General features: G+C 69.9%; 19 protein-coding genes. 7 read left to right on the top strand and 12 right to left on the bottom strand.

The window, feature by feature from the left end; all coding sequences use genetic code 11:
* The first annotated feature begins 14 nt into the window (after positions 1 to 14).
* The 6 genes from LH62_RS21185 to LH62_RS21160 all read left to right on the top strand — a co-directional run bounded on the left by LH62_RS21185 (position 15) and on the right by LH62_RS21160 (position 5,201).
* Complete coding sequence (locus LH62_RS21185) at positions 15 to 887, top strand: D-amino-acid transaminase (RefSeq protein ID WP_043364032.1); 873 nt, start codon at positions 15 to 17, stop codon at positions 885 to 887.
* Positions 884 to 1,531, top strand: coding sequence for an HAD family hydrolase (locus LH62_RS21180; RefSeq protein WP_043364030.1), 648 nt, complete (start codon positions 884 to 886; stop codon positions 1,529 to 1,531). Before LH62_RS21185 ends, LH62_RS21180 begins: the two co-directional genes overlap by 4 nt.
* 162 nt (positions 1,532 to 1,693) lie before the next feature.
* Positions 1,694 to 2,011: an RNA chaperone Hfq gene (gene hfq / locus LH62_RS21175; RefSeq protein WP_043335638.1), complete on the top strand. Its 318-nt coding sequence runs from the start codon at positions 1,694 to 1,696 to the stop codon at positions 2,009 to 2,011.
* Positions 2,007 to 3,356, top strand: coding sequence for a GTPase HflX (gene hflX, locus LH62_RS21170; RefSeq protein WP_052215034.1), 1,350 nt, complete (start codon positions 2,007 to 2,009; stop codon positions 3,354 to 3,356). Before hfq ends, hflX begins: the two co-directional genes overlap by 5 nt.
* A 23-nt stretch (positions 3,357 to 3,379) precedes the next feature.
* Positions 3,380 to 4,186 (top strand): inositol monophosphatase family protein, encoded by an 807-nt coding sequence (locus tag LH62_RS21165; protein ID WP_043366314.1) that lies wholly within the window; start codon positions 3,380 to 3,382, stop codon positions 4,184 to 4,186.
* Between the two features lie 118 nt (positions 4,187 to 4,304).
* Positions 4,305 to 5,201: a pirin family protein gene (locus LH62_RS21160; RefSeq protein ID WP_043364028.1), complete on the top strand. Its 897-nt coding sequence runs from the start codon at positions 4,305 to 4,307 to the stop codon at positions 5,199 to 5,201.
* A 210-nt stretch (positions 5,202 to 5,411) separates the two neighbouring features.
* On the opposite strand, the gene mazG is transcribed toward LH62_RS21160, so the two are convergent.
* The 9 genes from mazG to LH62_RS21115 all read right to left on the bottom strand — a co-directional run bounded on the left by mazG (position 5,412) and on the right by LH62_RS21115 (position 14,425).
* On the bottom strand, positions 5,412 to 6,236 hold the full coding sequence (gene mazG / locus LH62_RS21155) for a nucleoside triphosphate pyrophosphohydrolase (RefSeq protein WP_043364027.1): 825 nt from the start codon (positions 6,234 to 6,236) through the stop codon (positions 5,412 to 5,414).
* A gap of 235 nt (positions 6,237 to 6,471) precedes the next feature.
* Positions 6,472 to 7,266, bottom strand: coding sequence for an MBL fold metallo-hydrolase (locus LH62_RS21150; protein WP_043366313.1), 795 nt, complete (start codon positions 7,264 to 7,266; stop codon positions 6,472 to 6,474).
* A 6-nt stretch (positions 7,267 to 7,272) separates the two neighbouring features.
* Positions 7,273 to 8,049, bottom strand: a complete 777-nt coding sequence (locus LH62_RS21145) for a TatD family hydrolase (protein ID WP_043364025.1) — start codon at positions 8,047 to 8,049, stop codon at positions 7,273 to 7,275.
* Between the two features lie 3 nt (positions 8,050 to 8,052).
* Positions 8,053 to 9,573 carry a methionine--tRNA ligase gene (gene metG / locus LH62_RS21140; RefSeq protein WP_043364023.1) on the bottom strand — a complete coding sequence of 507 codons (1,521 nt, stop codon included), beginning with the start codon at positions 9,571 to 9,573 and terminating at the stop codon, positions 8,053 to 8,055.
* Positions 9,574 to 9,584: 11 nt separating this feature from the next.
* The gene (locus LH62_RS21135) at positions 9,585 to 10,601 is read right to left on the bottom strand and encodes a DNA polymerase III subunit delta' (RefSeq protein WP_043364021.1); all 1,017 of its coding nucleotides are present in this window, start codon (positions 10,599 to 10,601) and stop codon (positions 9,585 to 9,587) included.
* On the bottom strand, positions 10,598 to 11,218 hold the full coding sequence (gene tmk, locus LH62_RS21130) for a dTMP kinase (protein ID WP_043364019.1): 621 nt from the start codon (positions 11,216 to 11,218) through the stop codon (positions 10,598 to 10,600). The genes LH62_RS21135 and tmk overlap by 4 nt, the downstream gene beginning before the upstream one ends.
* Positions 11,218 to 12,477: a D-alanyl-D-alanine carboxypeptidase family protein gene (locus LH62_RS21125; protein WP_052214764.1), complete on the bottom strand. Its 1,260-nt coding sequence runs from the start codon at positions 12,475 to 12,477 to the stop codon at positions 11,218 to 11,220. The genes tmk and LH62_RS21125 overlap by 1 nt, the downstream gene beginning before the upstream one ends.
* 110 nt (positions 12,478 to 12,587) lie before the next feature.
* Positions 12,588 to 13,484 (bottom strand): RlpA-like double-psi beta-barrel domain-containing protein, encoded by an 897-nt coding sequence (locus LH62_RS21120; RefSeq protein WP_052214763.1) that lies wholly within the window; start codon positions 13,482 to 13,484, stop codon positions 12,588 to 12,590.
* A complete protein-coding gene (locus tag LH62_RS21115) occupies positions 13,481 to 14,425 on the bottom strand; it encodes a lytic transglycosylase domain-containing protein (RefSeq protein WP_236552597.1) in 945 nt (314 codons plus the stop codon). Before LH62_RS21115 ends, LH62_RS21120 begins: the two co-directional genes overlap by 4 nt.
* A 118-nt stretch (positions 14,426 to 14,543) precedes the next feature.
* Between LH62_RS21115 and LH62_RS21110 the strand changes: the two genes are divergently transcribed.
* Positions 14,544 to 15,944 (top strand): MmgE/PrpD family protein, encoded by a 1,401-nt coding sequence (locus tag LH62_RS21110; protein WP_043364016.1) that lies wholly within the window; start codon positions 14,544 to 14,546, stop codon positions 15,942 to 15,944.
* A 36-nt stretch (positions 15,945 to 15,980) separates the two neighbouring features.
* Here LH62_RS21110 and nrdR read toward each other — a convergent pair whose 3' ends face one another.
* The 3 genes from nrdR to rpiB are packed head-to-tail and all read right to left on the bottom strand — an operon-like array spanning position 15,981 to position 18,179.
* On the bottom strand, positions 15,981 to 16,433 hold the full coding sequence (nrdR, locus tag LH62_RS21105; RefSeq protein WP_043364014.1) for a transcriptional regulator NrdR: 453 nt from the start codon (positions 16,431 to 16,433) through the stop codon (positions 15,981 to 15,983).
* The gene (glyA, locus tag LH62_RS21100) at positions 16,430 to 17,731 is read right to left on the bottom strand and encodes a serine hydroxymethyltransferase (RefSeq protein WP_043364013.1); all 1,302 of its coding nucleotides are present in this window, start codon (positions 17,729 to 17,731) and stop codon (positions 16,430 to 16,432) included. The genes nrdR and glyA overlap by 4 nt, the downstream gene beginning before the upstream one ends.
* Before the next feature lie 4 nt (positions 17,732 to 17,735).
* Positions 17,736 to 18,179, bottom strand: coding sequence for a ribose 5-phosphate isomerase B (gene rpiB / locus LH62_RS21095; protein ID WP_043364010.1), 444 nt, complete (start codon positions 18,177 to 18,179; stop codon positions 17,736 to 17,738).
* Between the last annotated feature and the right edge of the window lie 158 nt (positions 18,180 to 18,337).

Below are 18,337 nucleotides of genomic sequence, written 5' to 3'. Positions count from 1 at the left end.
AGCCGGGATCCTTCATGTCGCGCATCGCTTACGTCAACGGCCGCTATGTCGCCCAGCGGCTGGCCGAGGTGAATATCGAGGATCGCGGCTACCAGTTCGGCGACGGCATCTATGAGGTGGTCCACCTCCATGGCGGCCGCTTCATCGACGAGGAGCGCCACCTGGCCCGGCTGGTGCGGTCGCTCGGCGAGATCCGCCTGCCGATGCCGATGAGCCTCCCGGCCCTTCGCCATGTCCTCGCCGAGGTCGCCCGCCAAAACCGGGTCACGGAGGGGCTGCTCTACATGCAGGTGACGCGCGGCGTGGCCCGGCGCGATCATGCCTTCCCGAGGGTGCCGGTGCCGCCGGCGCTGGTCGTCACCGTGAAGCGCATCGCTCCCTACCCGGCGAGCGTCGATGGCTGGGGTGCCAAGGCCATCACCCTGCCGGACCTGCGCTGGGCGCGGCGGGACATCAAGTCGATCAACCTGCTGCCCAATTGCCTGGCCCGCCAGACGGCGCGGGAACAAGGCGCTATCGAGGCCATCCTTTATGACGAGGCGACGGGGATGGTGACCGAGGGAGCCGCCACCACCTTCTGGATCGTCGATGCCGAGGGCGCCATTGTCACCCGGCAACTCGACCATGTCATCCTCCCCGGCTGCACCCGCGCCGCGCTGATGGCCGAAATGCAGGCGGCCGGCCTCCGCTTCGAGGAGCGGGAGTTCAGCCTGGAGGAGGCGAGGGGTGCCCGCGAGGCATTCCTCACCTCGGCGACCTCCTTCGTGAAGCCGATCCTCGCCCTCGACGGCCAGCCGGTCGGTGACGGCAAGGTCGGGCCGGTGGTGCGGCGCCTCTTCGACCTCTTCGCCCGGCACGTGAAGGGCGATCTGAGGAACGCGGCGTGACCCCGAGGGGCATCCTCTGGGACTGGGACAACACCCTGGTCGATGGCTGGCTCGCCATCGCCGCCGGGCTGAACGCCGCATTCGACCGCTTCGGCCTGCCGCGCTGGACGCTGGAAGAGGTGAGGGGCCGCGTCCGCCGCTCCCTCCGCGAGACCTTCCCCGAGATGTTCGGCGAGAACTGGGAGGAGGCGAGGGACCTCTTCTACGCAGAAGTCCGCGCCCGCCACCTGGCCGTGCTGACGCCGATGCCGGGCGCGGGCGAGGCGGTCGCCGCCATTGCCGCGATGGGCCTGCCGCAGGGCGTGATCAGCAACAAGCAGGGGCCCTTGCTGCGGGCCGAGGCGGCGCATCTCGGCTGGGCGCCGCGCTTCCGCATCTTGGTCGGCGCCGGGGATGCGGCGGTGGACAAGCCCGACCCGGCGCCCTTCCGCATGGCGCTGCCGGCGCTCGGCCTCCCGGCCGGCTCGGTCTGGTATGTCGGAGACACCGCGCTTGATATGGAGGCGGCGCGGCGGGCCGGCTGCACCGCCGTGCTGCTCGGCGATGCGGCGCATGACGGCGGGCCGGCGGCGGCGGCGCCGGATCTTGCCTTTCCGGATGCATCGGCGCTCACTGCCTATCTGCGAGGCGACCGCCGGGGCTGATGCTCCGGGCGGCGGCAGTCCTGGCCGCCATGCGCGGATGCGGGGTCAGGCCTGCCTTGCAAACGGCAGTGCGAGGATGGATGGTGCGCCCTCCGACGGGGCGACCCGTCTCGGGCGCGCCGCCAGATCAGAGCGGCCGCGAAAAACAAGAAGGACCCTGCCGTGGCAGCCGAGAAGTCCCAGAACGTGCAGGACGTGTTCCTGAACCACGTTCGCAAGAGCAAGACCCCAGTCACGATCTTCCTCGTGAATGGCGTCAAACTTCAGGGAATTATTACCTGGTTCGATAACTTCTCCGTCCTTCTCCGCAGGGACGGTCATACCCAATTGGTCTACAAGCATGCGATCAGCACCGTGATGCCGGGTGCGCCGATCCAGCTCTTCGATGCCACCGCAGCGGCCCGTGAAGGGGCGACGGTGAGCCGCGAAGGCAACACCTTGACCATGAACCGTGAGGCCAATCCTGTCGGCGGAGATTGAACCGGGGCTTCCGGCCCCAGCGAACGACCGGGGCGACGGCACCGAGACCGGCCCCACCAGGGCCGCCGTCATCCTGCCTTATGAGCGCCAGCCGCGGGGCCTCGGCCCGCAGCAGGACACCGCGCCGCGCGCGGCGGAGGCCCGGCTGGCGGAGGCTGTCGGCCTCGCCGCCAGCATCGGCGTGACCATCGTCCACCAAGCGATCTACCCGCTGCGCGAGCGCCGCCCCAGCACCTATCTGGGCGAGGGCCAGGTCGCTGCGGCGCGGCAGGCGATCGACGACCAGCGCGTGGCGCTTGTCGTGGTCGATGCCGCGCTCTCGCCGGTGCAGCAGCGCAACCTGGAGCGCGAGTGGCGCTGCAAGGTCATCGACCGCACCGGGCTGATCCTTGAGATCTTTGGCGAGCGCGCCCGCACCAAGGAGGGCTCGCTCCAGGTCGAGCTCGCCCATCTCGACTACCAGCGCACCCGCCTCGTCCGGTCCTGGACCCACCTCGAGCGCCAGCGCGGCGGCTTCGGCTTCCTCGGCGGCCCCGGCGAATCGCAGATCGAGATCGACCGGCGGCTCATCACCGACCGCATGGTGAAGCTGAAGAAGGAGCTGGAGCAGGTCCGCCGCACCCGCGGCCTGCACCGGCGCCAGCGCGAGAAGGTGCCCTACCCGGTCATCGCCCTCGTCGGCTACACCAATGCCGGCAAGTCGACGCTGTTCAACGCGCTCACCGGCGCCGGCGTTTACGCCCAGGACCAGCTCTTCGCCACGCTCGACCCGACCATGCGCGGCATCCGCCTGCCTTCCGGCCGGCGGGCCATCCTGTCGGACACCGTCGGCTTCATCTCCGAACTGCCGACCCAACTGGTCGAGGCCTTCCGGGCGACGCTGGAGGAGGTGGCGGCGGCCGATATCATCCTCCATGTCCGCGACGTCGCCCATCCCGACACCGCGGCGCAGCGGGCCGATGTGCTCTCCGTGCTGGAGGAGATGGCGGCCGGCGCCAACGCCCCGCTCGACGAAGGGTGGCAGCGGCGGGTGCTGGAAGTCCTGAACAAGGCCGACCTGCTGGGCGGAGTTGGTTCCGTGCCCGGCGGCTCGGCCGAGGGTGCCGTCGCCGTATCGGCCCTGACCGGGGAGGGCTTGCCCCAGCTGCTGGAGGCGCTCGACGCCCGGCTCTCGGCCAACATGGAGACGGTGCGCTACGCCATCCCCTCGGGGGACGGGGCGCGCCTCGCCTGGCTCTACCGCCATGGCGAGGTGATCGAGCGTGCCGATACCGAGGAGGATGTCCAGGTGACCGTGCGCCTCTCGCCGACCGACCGCGCCCGCTTCGAGCAGCCCTCCGCGTGACCGGGCAGCTCGACAGCCGGGCGATGGCCGATGTCGCGGCTCTGCTCCGCCAGGCGACGGAGGCGGAAATCCTGCCGCGCTTCCGCCGCCTCGCCGCCGGCGCGGTGCGGGCGAAGAGCGGGCCGCTCGACCTCGTCACCGATGCCGACGAGGCGGCGGAGCGCGTCATCACCGCCGGGCTCCAAGCCCGCTTCCCCGGCTGCGTCGTGGTCGGCGAGGAGGCGACGGCGGCCGACCCTGCCGTGCTCGGCCGGCTGGCCGGGGCCGACCTCGCCTTCGTCGTCGACCCGGTGGACGGTACCGCCAATTTCGCTGCCGGCCTGCCGGTCTTCGGCTGCATGGCGGCCGCGATCATCCGCGGTGAGATCGTCGCCAGCTGGATCCACGACCCGCTCGGCGACGATACCGCCATGGCGCTGCGCGGGGAGGGGGCCTGGATCGAGGCGCCGGACGGCCACCGGGCCGCGCTGCGGGTGGCGGCACCGGTGCCGGTCGGACGGATGGTCGCTGGCGTCTCCTGGGGCTACATGCCGGAGCCGCTGAAGAGCCGCGTCGCCTCGCGGCTGCCGCAGCTGGCGGCGACGGTCAACTTCCGCTGTGCTGCGCATGAGTACCGGCTGGTGGCCGGCGGCCATGCCCATGCGCTGGTCTACAACAAGCTGATGCCCTGGGACCACGCGCCCGGCTGGCTGCTGCACCGCGAGGCCGGGGGCTATGCCGCCCGCTTCGACGGCACACCGTACGGCCCGCTGACGATGACCGGCGGCCTCATCCTCGCTCCCGACCGTGCGGGATGGGAGGCGTTGCGGGAGGCCTTGCTGGCGGAGTAGCGCCGGCACGGCTTGAGGCGCGGATCATGCGCCAGATGGATGAGTAAAATCAGGATCCGTGATCCTGCGATCGCGCATCCTGATCTAGTCTCCCGGCCGAAACCGAGGAGATCCTGCCATGTCCGATACCGCGCCCGCCCTCGTCATCCTGCCGCGCTCCCATGACGTGGGCGGCTTCGAAGTCCGCCGTGCCCTGCCGGCCAAGGAGCGCCAGATGGTCGGGCCCTTCATCTTCTTCGACGAGATGGGGCCCGGCGAATTCCTCGAAGGCACCGGGCTCGACGTGCGGCCGCACCCGCATATCGGCCTCTCCACCGTGACCTATCTCTTCGAGGGTTCGATCCAGCACCGCGACAGCCTCGGCTCCGACCTGGCGATCGTGCCCGGCGACGTGAACTGGATGACGGCGGGGAAGGGCATCACCCATTCCGAGCGCAGCAGCGCCGAGAGCCGGCAAGTGCGGCGGCGGATGGCTGGCATCCAGTCCTGGGTCGCCCTGCCGAAGGAAGCCGAGGAAACCTCCCCGGATTTCGCTCACCATTCAGCGGCAACCTTGCCGCTGGTGGAAGAGGACGGGCTGCGGCTCCGCCTGATCGCGGGCGAGGGCTGGGGTATGAAGGCACCGGTCGCCGTCTCCTCGCCGCTCTTCTATGCCGATGCTGTGCTGGCGCCGGGGGCGGTGGTGCCGATGCCCGACCGGCATGAGGAGCGCGCCGCCTATGTGGTCGAGGGTGCCGTGACGGTCGGCGAGGATCGGCACGAGGCGGGGCGGATGCTGGTCTTCCATCCGCGTTCCGGCCTCGCGCTCCGGGCCGGGCCGGAAGGGGCGCGCCTGCTGCTGCTGGGCGGGGCAGCAATGGACGGGCCACGCTACGTTTTCTGGAATTTCGTCTCCTCCTCGCATGACCGCATCCAGCAGGCGAAGGAGGACTGGCAGGCTAGCCGCTTCCCCAAGGTCCCCACCGACTCGGTGGAGTTCATCCCGCTGCCGGAGACGGTGCGGGCGAGGGGCTAACGCCTACCCCGACCAGATAATCCACGGGCTGGAGCGGCCCGCTAAGCGGGCCGCTCCTCGGCGTTTCCGATTAGTTCTTGAAAAGTTCTTTGCTGCCTGAACTGGCGCTTAGCGCCCGCGAAAAGCCTTCACTGCGTGTGTAAATATTTGACATAACGGTGTGAAAGCCTTTCCGGTGCTAGCAATGATGCGCTCAAGCCGCTTGTGAAGCTATTTACAATCCTGTTTTTCCTCAGTTTTTACTGCCTGCCACGCGGCTTCCATCACCTCGAGAGATGCATCGGCCGGAGACAGTCCGCGCCGCGCCAGCCGCGCCTCGACGCCCTGGAAGCGGCGTTCGAATTTGGCATTGGCGCTGCGCAGGCATTCCTCGGCATCGAGATCCAGCTTCCGTGCCAGGTTGGCGAGAACAAAGAGCAGGTCGCCCACCTCATCGGCCAGCCGCGCCGGGTCGGCGCCGGGCAGTTCGGCCCGCAGCTCGGCCGCTTCCTCCTCCAGCTTGTCGAGCACCGCGGCGGCATCCGGCCAGTCGAAGCCGACCCGGGCGGCCCGGCGGGTCAGCTTGGCGGCCCGAGTCAGGGCAGGGAGACCGGCAGGCACGCCCGCCAGCGTGCCGGTCTCGGCCCGCGCGGCGCGCTCGGCGGCTTTCTGCACCTCCCAGGCGGCGGTCTGGGCAACGGCATCGCGGGCGGCGGCCTCACCGAAGACATGCGGGTGGCGGCGGATCATCTTCTCGCTGATCGTCTCCGCCACATCGGCGAAGCCGAAACGGCCAAGCTCCGAGGCCATCTGCGCGTGGTAGACGACCTGGAAGAGCAGGTCGCCCAGCTCATCCTGCAGGGCCGCGAAGTCCGGCCCATGGCGGATGGCGTCGGCGACTTCATAAGCTTCCTCGATGGTATAGGGCGCGATGGTGGTGAAGTCCTGGACCTGATCCCAGGGGCAGCCGTCCGGCGCGCGTAGCTGGGCCATGATGGCGAGCAGGCGGCTAAGGGCGGCCTCGGGGGCGGCTTCGGACTTCGGCTGATCAGTCATGGCGCGGGCTCCTCGGTCGGTCGGAGGCTCCCGTCGCAGATGGGGGAAGGTGGTGCAATGGGCGGGGGCGGGCACGGGCCGGGTTTGTCCCCAGGCTTTGTCCACAACCATTATTGTTGGATAAGATATATTATGGAAAAAAAAGAGCTGGGGATAAGGCTGTGGCTAAGCCTGTGGGCAGTACGTTCAGCCAGTTGACCGTGGTTTCCGCGCAGCACGCTGTGGTGCGAAGACCTCAGTCCAGCGGGACTTCCAGCACCAGCCCGTCATGCGCCGGCTCAATATGCGGCGGTAACTCCCGCTTCAGCGTCGCATAGTCCATCGCGGTGCCCATATGCGTCAGCACCGTCCGCCGCGGCTTTAGCCGCTCCACCCATTCGAGCACCTGCGACAGGTTGGCGTGGACCTTGTGCGGCCCGCGCTGGAAGCAGCCGACCACCCAGGTATCCAGCCCCTCCAGCGCCGGCATGCTCTCCTCCGGCAGCATCACCACATCCGTCGAATAGGCGAAGCGGCCGATGCGGAGGCCGAGCGTGTCCATCACCCCATGGTCCTGGCGGAACACCTCCACTGCGAGGCCGGCCGCCTCGAAGCGGTCGCCATAGGCGATGCGCCGGCCCTCGAGCGCCGGCCGGTAGAAGAATGGCGGAGTCGGGCCGATGAAGGCGTAGTCGAACCGGTCATCCAGCTTCTGCAAGGTCGTTCGCGTTCCGTACGCGTCGAGCGCCCGGCCGGTAATGCGGTTCACCTGCCGCAGGTCGTCGATGCCGAGGCAGTGGTCGGCATGGGCGTGGGTGAAGAGGATTGCATCCAGCCGCCCGGCGCCGACCGCTAGCAGCTGCTGCCGCAGGTCCGGCCCGGCATCGACCAGCAGCCGCTCGCCCTCCGGCCCCTCGATCAGGGCAGAGGTCCGGGTGCGCCGGTTGCGTGGCTCGGCGGGGTCGCATTCACCCCACTCACCGCCCTCGCCTGCCCCGCCGATCAGCGGCACACCGCCGGAGCCGCCGCAGCCAAGGATGGTGACCCGCAGCACGGCTCAGGCGACCTTGCGGAACAGGCGGCGGAAATTCGCCGTGGTCAGCGCCTCGACCTCAGCCCCACTGAGGCCGCGAGCCTCGGCCAGGACGCGCGCGGTATGCGCCACATAGGCCGGCTCGCACCGCTTTCCGCGCAGCGGCACCGGGGCGAGATAGGGGCTGTCCGTCTCCACCAGCAGCCGGTCAGCCGGCAGCTCGGCTGCCACCGCCCGGATCTCCGGCGATTTCGGGAAGGTCAGGATGCCGGAGAAGGAAACATAGCCGCCCATCGCCACCGCCTGCCGCGCCAGCTCGGCGCCTGAGGAGAAGCAGTGCAGCAGGAAGTCGAAATCGCCGCCAGCCTCGTGCTCCTCGCGGAGGATGCGGATGATGTCCTCATCCGCCTGCCTGGCATGGATGGCCAGCGGCAGCCCGGCCAGCCGCGCCGCCCGGATATGCCGGCGAAACCCTTCCTGCTGCATCTCGCGGGGCGATTTATCGTAGAAATAGTCGAGCCCGCTCTCGCCGATGCCGATGATGCGTGGGTGGTCGGCCAAGGCGACGATCTCCTCGACCGTCGGCAGCCCCTCGGGCTCGCCCGCATTGTGCGGATGCACGCCGACCGTGCCCCAGACATCCGGGAACCGCTCGGCCAGCGCCTTCACCGCCGCCGCCTGGCCGACCCGCACGCCGATGGTGACCAGCAGGCCGACGCCCGCCTCGCGGGCCCGGCCAACGATCCCTTCGATCTCGGCCTCAGTGAAGTAGTCGAGATGGCAATGGCTATCGACGAGCATCGTTCAGGCTTCGACCTTGCGGAAGAGCGGGGCGGGCGGCGGCAGCGCCGTGCCCTCGGGCAGCGGCACGGCGAGGGCATCGAGCCCCCTGCCCTCCGCCGGTACCCCGAGCTGGTCGAGCATCGCCGCCATGGTCCCCGGCATGAAGGGCTGCAGCACGGTGGCGAAGACCCGCAGCGCGGTATGCAGGTGCCGCAGCACCACCGCCATGCGCACGGGGTCGGTCTTCTTCAGCGCCCAGGGCGCCTGGAGGGTGATGTAGCCATTCGCCGCCCGCGCCTCCGCGAGGATCGCCTCCAGCGCCAGGTGGAATTCCTGCCGCGCGAGATGCCCGCCGACCCGCGCCGGGAGGCTCCCGAGTCCGGAAATCAGCTCCGCATCCCCCTCGGCCGCTTCGGCCGCGGCCGGCAGCGCGCCGCCGCAATTCCGCTGGATCAGCGAGAGCGTCCGGTTCGCCAAGTTGCCCAGCGTATCTGCCAACTCCCCGTTGAGCCGCCCGATCAGCGCCAAGCGGGAGAAGTCGCCGTCACTGCCGAAGGGCACCTCGCGCAGCAGGAAGTACCGCACCGGATCGAGCCCGTACTCCTCGACCAGCGTCACAGGGTCGATGACGTTGCCGAGGCTCTTCGAGATCTTCTGCCCCTCATTGGTCCACCAGCCATGGGCGAAGACCCGCCGCGGCGGCGCGAGCCCCGCCGCCTGCAGGAAGGCAGGCCAGTAGATGGCATGGAAGCGGACGATGTCCTTCCCGACCACATGCACATCCGCCGGCCAGAACCGCCAGCGCTCGGCTGAGGTGTCCGGGTAGCCTGCGGCGGTGATGTAGTTGGTCAACGCATCCAGCCAGACATACATCACATGCGCCGGGTCGCCCGGCACCGGGATGCCCCAGGTGAAGCTGGTCCGGCTGATGGACAGGTCCTGCAGCCCGCCCTCCACGAAGCGCATCACCTCGTTCCGCCGCGAGGCGGGGGCGATGAAGTCCGGATTCTCCCGGTAGAAGTCGAGCAGCCAGGGGCCCCATTTGGAGAGGCGGAAGAAGTAGCTCGGCTCCCGCACCCACTCCACCGGCGCGCCGGTCGGGGCGAAGCGCTTCCCGTCCCGCTCCTCGGTCTCGTCCGGGCCGTAGAAGGCCTCGTCCCGCACCGCGTACCAGCCCTCGTAATGGCCGAGATAGATTTCGTCCCGCCGGACCAGCTCCTCCCACAGCGCCTGGCAGGCCGCCTTGTGGCGCGGCTCCGTGGTGCGGATGAAGTCGTCGTTGGAGAAGCCCATGGTCGCGGCCAAGTCGCGGAAATGCTGGCTCACCCGGTCGGTGAACCCCTGCGGGTCCATCCCCGCATCCTGCGCGGCCTTCTCCACCTTCTGCCCGTGCTCGTCCGTGCCGGTCAGGAAGAAGACCTCCTCGCCCGAGAGCCTCGCCCAGCGGGCCATCACATCGGTGGCGAGCGAAGTGTAGGCATGGCCGATATGGGGCCGGTCGTTCACGTAATAGATCGGGGTGGTGAAGTATTTCGTTGCCATGGCTGCGTCTTTCAGCGGACCGCGAGCATCCCGAGGCTGCTCAGGACGGCCTGCTTGCGGTCGAGGTTCAACCGCTCCGTCTCGTCCGCGAGGCGGCCCAGCTTCTCCCACAGGGTGGACCACTCGGCAAGCGAGCGCCCCTCGGCCCAGCGCAGCGCCGTGCCCTCGCGCGCCGCGCCGCGAAGCCCGGCCGCCATCCCCCGGCGCAGCAGGGCCATGAAGGTGGTGAGCGCCGCCGCGTCCCGCCGCGCCGTCACCCGGTCGGCGATGTCCTGCGCCCGGCGCGGGTCGAGCCGCGGCAGGCCGGCCATCACCTCATCAACTAGGGATTGTAGGGCGAGCCCCTCGCCCTCCGCCAGCAGCAGCGCCCTGCCCGGGCAGCCATCGGCGATGCGGGCGAGCCCGGCCCGCTCCGGCCCGCCCAACTCTGGCAACCAGCGGCCGAGCAGCTCCTCCATCGCCGCATCGGGCAGCGGTGCCAGGTCGAGCCGCCGGCAGCGGCTGCGGATGGTCGGCAGCAGCCGGTCCGGCGCGCTGGTGACGAGCAATTGCACGGTGCGTGGCGGCGGCTCCTCCAGCGTTTTCAGCAGGATGTTGGGGACGACCTCACGCTCCGCCCGCTCCAGCTCCTCGACGACCACGGCGCGCCAGCCGCCCTCGGCCGCCGTCATTGCCATGAAGCGAAGCGCGGCGCGGGCATCATCGGCCCGGAGCACCTCCTTCTTGCCACGCTCGCCGGCATTGGGCGCCATGCTGAACAGGTCGGCATGGGCGCCGGCAGCGACGCGGCGGAAGACCGGGTGCTCCTCCGGCAAATAGAGCGGCACCCGCCCCGGCCGCGCCGGCGGCAGCCCGGCGAGCAGCCAGCGGGCGAAGCGATAGGCGAGCGTCGTCTTACCGACTCCGGAGGGCCCCGCGATCAGCCAGGCATGCGGCAGCCGGCCGGAGCGGGCGGCTTCCTCCAGCGTGCGCGCGGCATCGTCATGCCCGACGAGCTCGGGATTGGCGCGAGGTTCGGGCGGCGTCACGGCAGCAGGCGGGCGCGGACGGCCTTCAAGATGTCGGCGGCGACGCCTTCCGGCGTGCCGGTCGCGTCCAGCAGCAGGCAGCGATCCGGCTCCGCCGCTGCGATGGCGCGGAAGCCGTCGCGGACGCGGGCATGGAAGGCGGCATCCATCGCTTCATAGCGATTGGCATCGCCGCGGGCGGCGGCGCGGGCGAGGCCCGCCTCGGGGTCAATCTCCATCACCAGCGTAAGGTCGGGCCTGAGCCCCTCCAGCGCAACCGCCGCCAGCGCGTCGAAGACGTGCCGGGGCACGCCCTGCCCGAAGCACTGGTAGGCGAGGGTCGAGTCGGCGAAGCGATCGGAGACCACCCAGGTCCCGGCGGCGAGCGCCGGCCCGATGGTCCGCTCCACATGCTCCCGCCGCGCGGCGAAGTGCAGCATGCACTCCGCAATCCCGTCCCACGGCCCCTGCCCGAGCAATACGGAGCGGATCGCCTCCGCCCCCGGCGCCCCGCCCGGCTCCCGCGTGCGGAGCACGGGGATGCCCTCCGCCTCGAGCGCCGTGACGAGCCGCCCGGCCTGGGTGGACTTCCCCGCCCCCTCCCCGCCTTCCAACGTGATGAAGCGGCCCCGCCCCATCAGCCGCCGATCCAGCGGCCGATCACCGCCGGGATGCGCGAGACGAGGCCGAGCTTGTCGACATCGGCCCCGGCCAGCAGCGGCAGGGAAAGATTCGGCACGCCCTGGCCACCGACCTCCAAACGACCAAGCTCCTGCCCCTTCAGCACCGGGGCTGTGATCGGCGCGTCATAGCGCAGCTTGGCCTGCAGCCGCTGGCGCCACTGCCGCGGCAGGGTGACGACCACATCCTTGCCGCCGACCAGCGGCACCGTCTTGCGGTCGCCAAGATGCACCGGCACCTCCTCGATCACGTCGGCAGCACGAAACAGAACGACATTCTCGAATTCGCGGAAGCCCCATTCCAGCAGCCGCTCGCTCTCCTCGCCGCGCGCCCGCATGGTGGGCAGGCCATTGAAGATCAGGATCAGCCTCCGGTCGCCCCGCTTGGCGCTGGCGGTGAGGCCATAGCCGGCCTCCTCGGTATGGCCGGTCTTGAGGCCGTCGGCGCCGGGGACGCGCGCCAGCGTCGGGTTGCGGTTCTCCTGGGAGATGTTGTTCCAGGTGAAGCTGCGCTCGTTGTAGTACTTATAGTATTCCGGGAAGTCGTTGATGATATGCCGGGCAACCCGAGCGAGGTCACGGCAGGTCATCCGATGCTCCGGGTCGGGCCAGCCGGTCGAGTTGCGGAAGGTGCTGTCGGTCAGGCCGATCTGCTTGCCCTTCTCGTTCATCATTTCGGCGAACTGCTGCTCCGAGCCGGCAATGCCCTCGGCCAGGACGATGCAGGCATCGTTGCCCGACTGAACGATGACGCCGCGGATCAGCGCCTCCACCGGCACGGTGCCGCCAATCTGGACGAACATCTTGCTGCCCTGCATGCGCCAGGCGCGCTCGCTGACCGGCAGCTCCTGATCCAGCTTGAGCCGGCCTTCCTTCAGCATGCTGAAGACCATGTACATGGTCATCAGCTTCGACATGGAGGATGGCGGCATTCGCTCATCGGCATTCTTCTCGAGTAGAACCGCATCGGTATCGGCATCGATGATGAGCGCTTGGCGGGCGATGGTGTCGAAGGGGCCGAGCGGCGTATTCGCCGGGGTCGGCGCCGGGCCAGCGGGCGCATTGCGCGCGCCGGCGGCACCCGACCGTGGGGCATTCCGCGGCTGGGCGAGGGCCGGCAGGCTGGCGGCGGTCAGCGCCGCGGCGACGGGCAGGACCAAGCCGCGGCGGGTGGAACCCAGGACGCCGGGCTTCGGGGCATCAGGGCGGGAGGACATGACAGGCGGACTCCGGTGCGGTGCGCATCGCATACGCCGTTGCACCCCCGCCGCTCAAGGGCTTGTGTGCGCCGGCTCAAAATCGAGCGCTTGGCGTGGCTTGCGGGACGCTATTCGACCAGCAGCCGAACCTCCGGGAGGCCTGCCCGCAGCACCGCCCCCACCGCCCGGTCGGCGGCGGCGATATCGGGGAAGGACCCGGTGACCACCCGGTATTGTGGCTGCCGCCCGCCGCCGAAGGGCTCGACCCGCGGCCGCACGCCCGGGATGCGCGCCGCTTGCCGCTGCGCCAAGTCGCGGCGGAAGAAACTGCCGGCCTCGACCACCAGCCGCCCGGGCTGTGCCGGTCGGCTGGTGACTGTCTCCGGCAGCGGATCGGGTGGCGGCTCCGGCCGGACATCGGCGACCGGGCGCGCCGTGGCCCGGATCGGGGCGACACGCCCGCCCGCCTCCCGCGTCCCGGCCAGCGGCGGCAGCGCCTCGGTCTCGACCGTGGCCCGGGGCGCGGCGGCCACCGCGATCGCCGGCCGCTCCGCATTCGGCAGTGCTCCGGCCAGCGCCTGGCTCGGCCCGGTTTCAACGCGGATGCGCACCTGCGCCGCGCCATTATCCGGAATGCCAAGCAACTGCGCCGCCCGCGGCGACAGGCCGACGACCCGCCCGGGCTGCGCCGGCCCCCGGTCATTCACCCGGACCTTGATCTCCCGCCCGTTCTCCAGGTTCCAGACCGAGATGATCGCCGGAAGCTGCAAGGTCCGGTGCGCGGCGACCAGCCGGTCCGGGTCATAGGCCTCGCCATTGGCGGTGCGCTGTCCTGGCCGGCCACGCGGCAGCACCGCGGCAACACCACCCTCCTCCAGGCCGAAATCTTCGCGCGGATAGGACCACACGCCGCCCATTGCATAGGGTTCGCCCAACATGTAGCGGCCGGCCGAAGTTGGCGCCGGCGCCTGACGGTCGCAGCCCGCCGCCAGCAAGGCCAGCACCAGGGCGGCGGCCTGCCTCAAGCGACCCGGTCCGACAGCAGTCCCACGGCCAGCGCGTAATTCACCGGCGGATTGTAGCGGCGGATCACCTGGAAATTCTTGTGGCAGAGGAAGACCTGGGTGGTGCCGTTCCGGGGCAGGACGAGGCTCGTCTCGATCTCCGAGGCCGGCAACGTGCCGCCATCCTGCCGCCGGAAGCCCATGCGGCCCCATTCCCGCAACGGCCGCTTGCTGTCCGTCTCCGCCCGCTCCTGGTCGAAGCCGGGCGGGGCAAGGACTGCCTGGCCCCAGGGTTCCTCCTCGCGCCAGCCATGGCGGGCGAGGTAGTTGCCGATGGAGGCCAGCGCATCCGCCCGGCTGTCCCAGATGTCGCGGCGCCCGTCGCCGTCGAAATCGACGGCCAGGCGGTCGAAATTGGTCGGCATGAATTGTGGCTGGCCCATCGCGCCGGCCCAGCTGCCCTTCATTCGTGCCGGCGCGACATGCCCGCCGTCCAGCACCTTCAGGGCCGCGATGAGCTCGGTGCGGAAATAGCTCGACCGCCGCCCGTCCCAAGCAAGTGTTGCCAAGGCCTCGATCACCCCGAAGCCGCCGGTATTGGTGCCGAAATTCGTCTCCATTCCCCAGATCGCCACGATAACGCGAGGATCGACCCGGTAGCGGGTGCCGATGGCCGCCAGCAGGCTGCGGCTGTCGCCGAAGTTGCGGCGCCCGTTCTCGATCCTGGTCGAGGAGACGATGCGGTCGCGGTACTCTTCCCAGCTGAGCGACCCCTCGGGTTGCTTCCGGTCCAATTCCAGTACCCGGTCATTCGGGCGGAGGCCGCTGAGCGCCCGCTGAATGGTGCCAGGCGAAACCCCGGCGCGGCGGGCATCGCCGCGGACGCCGTCGAGGAATGCATCGAAGGAGGCGGTGGCGGCGCGTGCCGGCATGGCGAGCGCCACCGGAACCGCGAGGAACAATCGGCGAGGAATCATGCCGTGACAGGTGCCATGAGCGTCGCCCCTTCCGCAACTACCGCGTGCTCTTGGAAGCCGGGCCGATGGTGCTAGGATCGATGGAAGCCGAGGGGAAAACGTCATGGCCGCCGTCACCGAAACCATCGCCCAGTATTGCGCGACGCTCGATTTTGCCACCCTGCCGCCCGAGGTGCAGGAGCGCACGCGCTTCCTGGTGCTCGACCTGGTCGGCAACATCATCCGTGGCCGGCATGATGCGGAGAGCACCCCTGCCCTGCTCGCCATGGCCCGCGCCCTCGGGCTGGCCGCCGGCGGCTCCGCGGTGTTCGGCGATTCCGCCCGGTACACCCCGGCCGGTGCCGCGATGCTGAACGGCGCCCTCGCCCACAGCCTCGACTTCGACGACACCCATGCGGCCGGCACGCTGCATCCCGGCGCTCCCGTGATCCCGGCGGCGCTGGCGGCGGCGGAGATGGTCGGCGCCGATGGCCGCACCGTGCTCTCCGCCATCGTCGCAGGCTACGAGGTCACCTGCCGCCTCGCCCTGGCGCTTCCCGGAGGCGACCACTACGACCGTGGCTACCACCCGACCGCCACCTGCGGCGCCTTCGGCGCGGCCGCCGCCGCGGCGCGGGTCTTCGGCCTCGACGCCAAGGGAATGCAGGACGCCTTCGGCATCGCCCTCTCCCAGGCCGCAGGCAGCCTGCAATTCCTGGCGAACGGCGCCTGGACCAAGCGCTTCCAGGTCGGCTGGTCGGCGATGAACGGCCTCGCCGCCGCGACCCTGGCGCGCGAGGGTTTCCGCGGCGCCTCCGAGGCCTTCGAGGGCAAGGCCGGCTTCCTCCGCGCCTATGCGCCGAACCCGACGCCCGAGCGCGCCCTCCAGGGCCTCGGCCATCAGTTCGAGCTGATGAACACGGCGGTGAAGCCCTACCCCTCCTGCCGCTACGGCCATGCCTGCGTCGACGCCGCCATCGAGTTCCACAACGAGCTCGGGCTGAAGGCCGAGGACATCGAGTCCGTCACCATGGGCCTGCCCAACAAGGGCATGCTGCTGGTTGGCGCGCCGCTCGCCTACAAGCAGAACCCGCAGAATGTCGTGGATGGCCAGTTCAGCGGCCCCTTCGTCGTCGCCTGCGGCCTGGTGCATGGACATATGGGCTGGGACAGCTACGCCCATCTGCAGGACCCGGCGGTGCGCAGCGTCCTCCCCAAGGTCAACTGCGTCGAGGATCCGGAGATCCAGGCGCTCTTCCCGGAATACATGTCCGGCAAGCTGACGCTCCGGGCACGCGGGCAGGAGCATGTTCGGGTGGTGAAGATCGCCAAGGGCGAGCCGGCGAATTTCCTCACCGAGGCCGAGCTGCGGGCCAAGTTCCACGGGCTCGTCGATGCCGTGCTCGGCCGCGACCGGGTTGTGCAGCTGGCCGATGCGGTGATCGGCCTCGAGCGCGCGGCGGATGTGAACGGCATGCTGCGCCTCGGCGCGCCGATGATGGCGGCGAGGCTGGCCGGGGAGTAACCCCGGCCTCGAACGGGCCGGGGTTACTCCCCGGCCCTACTTGTCCTCGAGCTGGCCGAGGAAGGCGCGGAAGTCCTTCGCCTCGCCGAAATTGCGGTAGACGCTGGCGAAGCGGACATAGGCCACCTGGTCCACCTCCTTCAGCGTCTCCATGACGATCTCGCCGATCTGCCGCGAGGTCACCTCCGAGTCGGCTTCCGTCTCCAGCCGCCGCTGGATGCCGTTGACGATGCGCTCCACCCGGTCCTCATCGACCGGCCGCTTGCGCAGCGCCACGCGGATGGAGCGCGCCAGCTTCTCCCGGTCGAAAGGCGCCCGGCGCCCATCGGTCTTGAGCACCGTCAGCTCGCGGAGCTGCACCCGCTCGAAGGTGGTGAAGCGGCTGCCGCAGGCCGGGCAGGAACGCCGGCGGCGAATGGCCGCCGCATCCTCCGCAGGACGGCTGTCCTTCACCTGGGTATCGTCACTGCCGCAATAGGGGCATCTCATCGATAGATCGGGAAGCGCTGGCAGAGGCTGAGCACCCGCGCCTTCACGCTCTCCTCCACCGCCGAATTCGCAGCCGCGTCATTGGCCCGCGCCAGCCCGTCCAGCACCTCGCCGATCAGCTTGCCGACCTCGCGGAACTCCACCTCGCCGAAGCCGCGCGTGGTGCCGGCCGGCGTGCCGAGGCGGACGCCGGAGGTCACCATCGGCTTCTGCGGGTCGAAGGGGATGGCGTTCTTGTTGCACGTCAGGTGCGCCCGGTTGAGCGCCCCCTCCGCCGCCTTGCCCGTGAGCTTCTTCGGCCGCAGATCGACCAGCAGCAGGTGGTTGTCCGTCCCGCCGGTGACGAGGTCGAGCCCCTGCGCCTTCAGCTCCTCCGCCAGCACCGCCGCATTGGCAACGACGGCTCGGGCATAGGCACGGAATTCCGGCTTCAGCGCCTCACCGAAGGCCACCGCCTTGGCCGCGATCACATGCATCAACGGCCCGCCCTGGAGGCCGGGGAAGACGGCCGAGTTGAACTTCTTCGCCAGCGCCTCGTCATTGGTGAGGATCATGCCGCCGCGCGGCCCGCGCAGCGTCTTGTGCGTCGTCGTCGTCGCCACATGCGCATGCGGGAAGGGCGACGGGTGCGCCCCGCCCGCGACCAGCCCCGCGAAATGCGCCATGTCCACCATGAACCAGGCGCCAACCTCGTCCGCGATGGCGCGGAAGGCCTCGAAGTCCCAGACCCGCGCATAGGCCGAGCCGCCGGCGATGATCAACTTCGGCTTGTTCTCCAGCGCGATCCGGCGGACTTCCGCCATGTCGATCCGCTGGTCCTCCTGCCGCACCGTGTAGGGCACCGGCCTGAACCACTTGCCGGAGAGGTTGGCCGCCGAGCCATGGGTCAGGTGCCCGCCCGCCGCCAGGTCGAGCCCCATGAAGGCATCGCCCGGCTGCAGCAGCGCCAGGAACACCGCCTGGTTGGCCTGCGCCCCGCTATGCGGCTGGACATTGGCGAAGCCGCAGCCGAAGAGCTGCTTCGCCCGCTCGATCGCCAGCGTCTCGGCCACGTCAACGAACTCGCAGCCGCCGTAGTAGCGCCGCCCCGGATACCCCTCGGCATATTTGTTGGTCAGCACCGAGCCCTGCGCCTCAAGCACCGCCTGGGAGACGATGTTCTCCGAGGCGATCAGCTCAATGCCGTCCTGTTGCCGGCCCAGCTCCTGCGCGATGGCGGCGGCGAGGTCCGGATCGGCTTCGGCGACCGAGGCGCTGAAGAAGCGATCGGGGCTGCGATAGGCGGTGGTTTCGTTCATGGCGTCACCCGTTCGGAGCAAGCTTGGCGAGGCGCCGGGCATGCCGCCCGCCCTCGAATTCGGTGGCGAGGAAGGCCCGCAGCGCGTCGAGCGCCAGCTCGGGCCCGGTCGTCCGGGCGCCGAAGCAGGCGATGTTGGCGTCGTTATGGGCGCGGGTCAGCCGTGCTTCGGTCGCGGAATGCAGCACCGCGGCGCGAATGCCGGCATGGCGGTTGGCCGCGATCTGCACGCCGATCCCGGTCCCGCAAACCAGCACCCCGAAGCGCGCCTCGCCGGCCTCGACGGCGCGGGCGACCTTATGAGCGAAATCCGGATAGTCGACGCTTTCGGTCGAGTTGGTGCCGACATCGATCAACCGGTATCCGGCCTCGGCCAGTTCCTGTTGCAGCACGGATTTGAGCGGCAGCCCGGCATGGTCGCCGCCGATGGCGATGGTGAGCTGAGTCATGGGCCGTCACTAACACGCAATGGGGTGGACGGGATATGGTGACCACAAGGGCTAGGGCGCAACCCTGGCCTGCATCCGTGCGGCCCCGGGCCCAGGCAATCCGCCCCTCATCCCGCTTCCGTCCCGGCGCCGGACATGGCACGGATAGGCCAAGCGGA

The organism is Belnapia sp. F-4-1 (genome assembly GCF_000802185.1).
Lineage (GTDB): Bacteria > Pseudomonadota > Alphaproteobacteria > Acetobacterales > Acetobacteraceae > Belnapia.
Note: the sequence above shows the minus strand (reverse complement) of the source record. Positions and strands in the feature narration are given on the sequence as shown.

Excerpts from the sequence above, each read along its gene's own strand:
- LH62_RS21185 (WP_043364032.1), top strand. The coding sequence starts at position 15 with ATGTCGCGCATCGCTTACGTCAACGGCCGCTATGTCGCCCAGCGGCTG.
- LH62_RS21165 (WP_043366314.1), top strand. The coding sequence starts at position 3,380 with ATGGCCGATGTCGCGGCTCTGCTCCGCCAGGCGACGGAGGCGGAAATC.
- LH62_RS21160 (WP_043364028.1), top strand. The coding sequence starts at position 4,305 with ATGTCCGATACCGCGCCCGCCCTCGTCATCCTGCCGCGCTCCCATGAC.
- mazG (WP_043364027.1), bottom strand. The coding sequence starts at position 6,236 with ATGACTGATCAGCCGAAGTCCGAAGCCGCCCCCGAGGCCGCCCTTAGC.
- LH62_RS21145 (WP_043364025.1), bottom strand. The coding sequence starts at position 8,049 with ATGCTCGTCGATAGCCATTGCCATCTCGACTACTTCACTGAGGCCGAG.
- metG (WP_043364023.1), bottom strand. The coding sequence starts at position 9,573 with ATGGCAACGAAATACTTCACCACCCCGATCTATTACGTGAACGACCGG.
- tmk (WP_043364019.1), bottom strand. The coding sequence starts at position 11,218 with ATGGGGCGGGGCCGCTTCATCACGTTGGAAGGCGGGGAGGGGGCGGGG.
- LH62_RS21125 (WP_052214764.1), bottom strand. The coding sequence starts at position 12,477 with ATGTCCTCCCGCCCTGATGCCCCGAAGCCCGGCGTCCTGGGTTCCACC.
- LH62_RS21110 (WP_043364016.1), top strand. The coding sequence starts at position 14,544 with ATGGCCGCCGTCACCGAAACCATCGCCCAGTATTGCGCGACGCTCGAT.
- nrdR (WP_043364014.1), bottom strand. The coding sequence starts at position 16,433 with ATGAGATGCCCCTATTGCGGCAGTGACGATACCCAGGTGAAGGACAGC.
- glyA (WP_043364013.1), bottom strand. The coding sequence starts at position 17,731 with ATGAACGAAACCACCGCCTATCGCAGCCCCGATCGCTTCTTCAGCGCC.
- rpiB (WP_043364010.1), bottom strand. The coding sequence starts at position 18,179 with ATGACTCAGCTCACCATCGCCATCGGCGGCGACCATGCCGGGCTGCCG.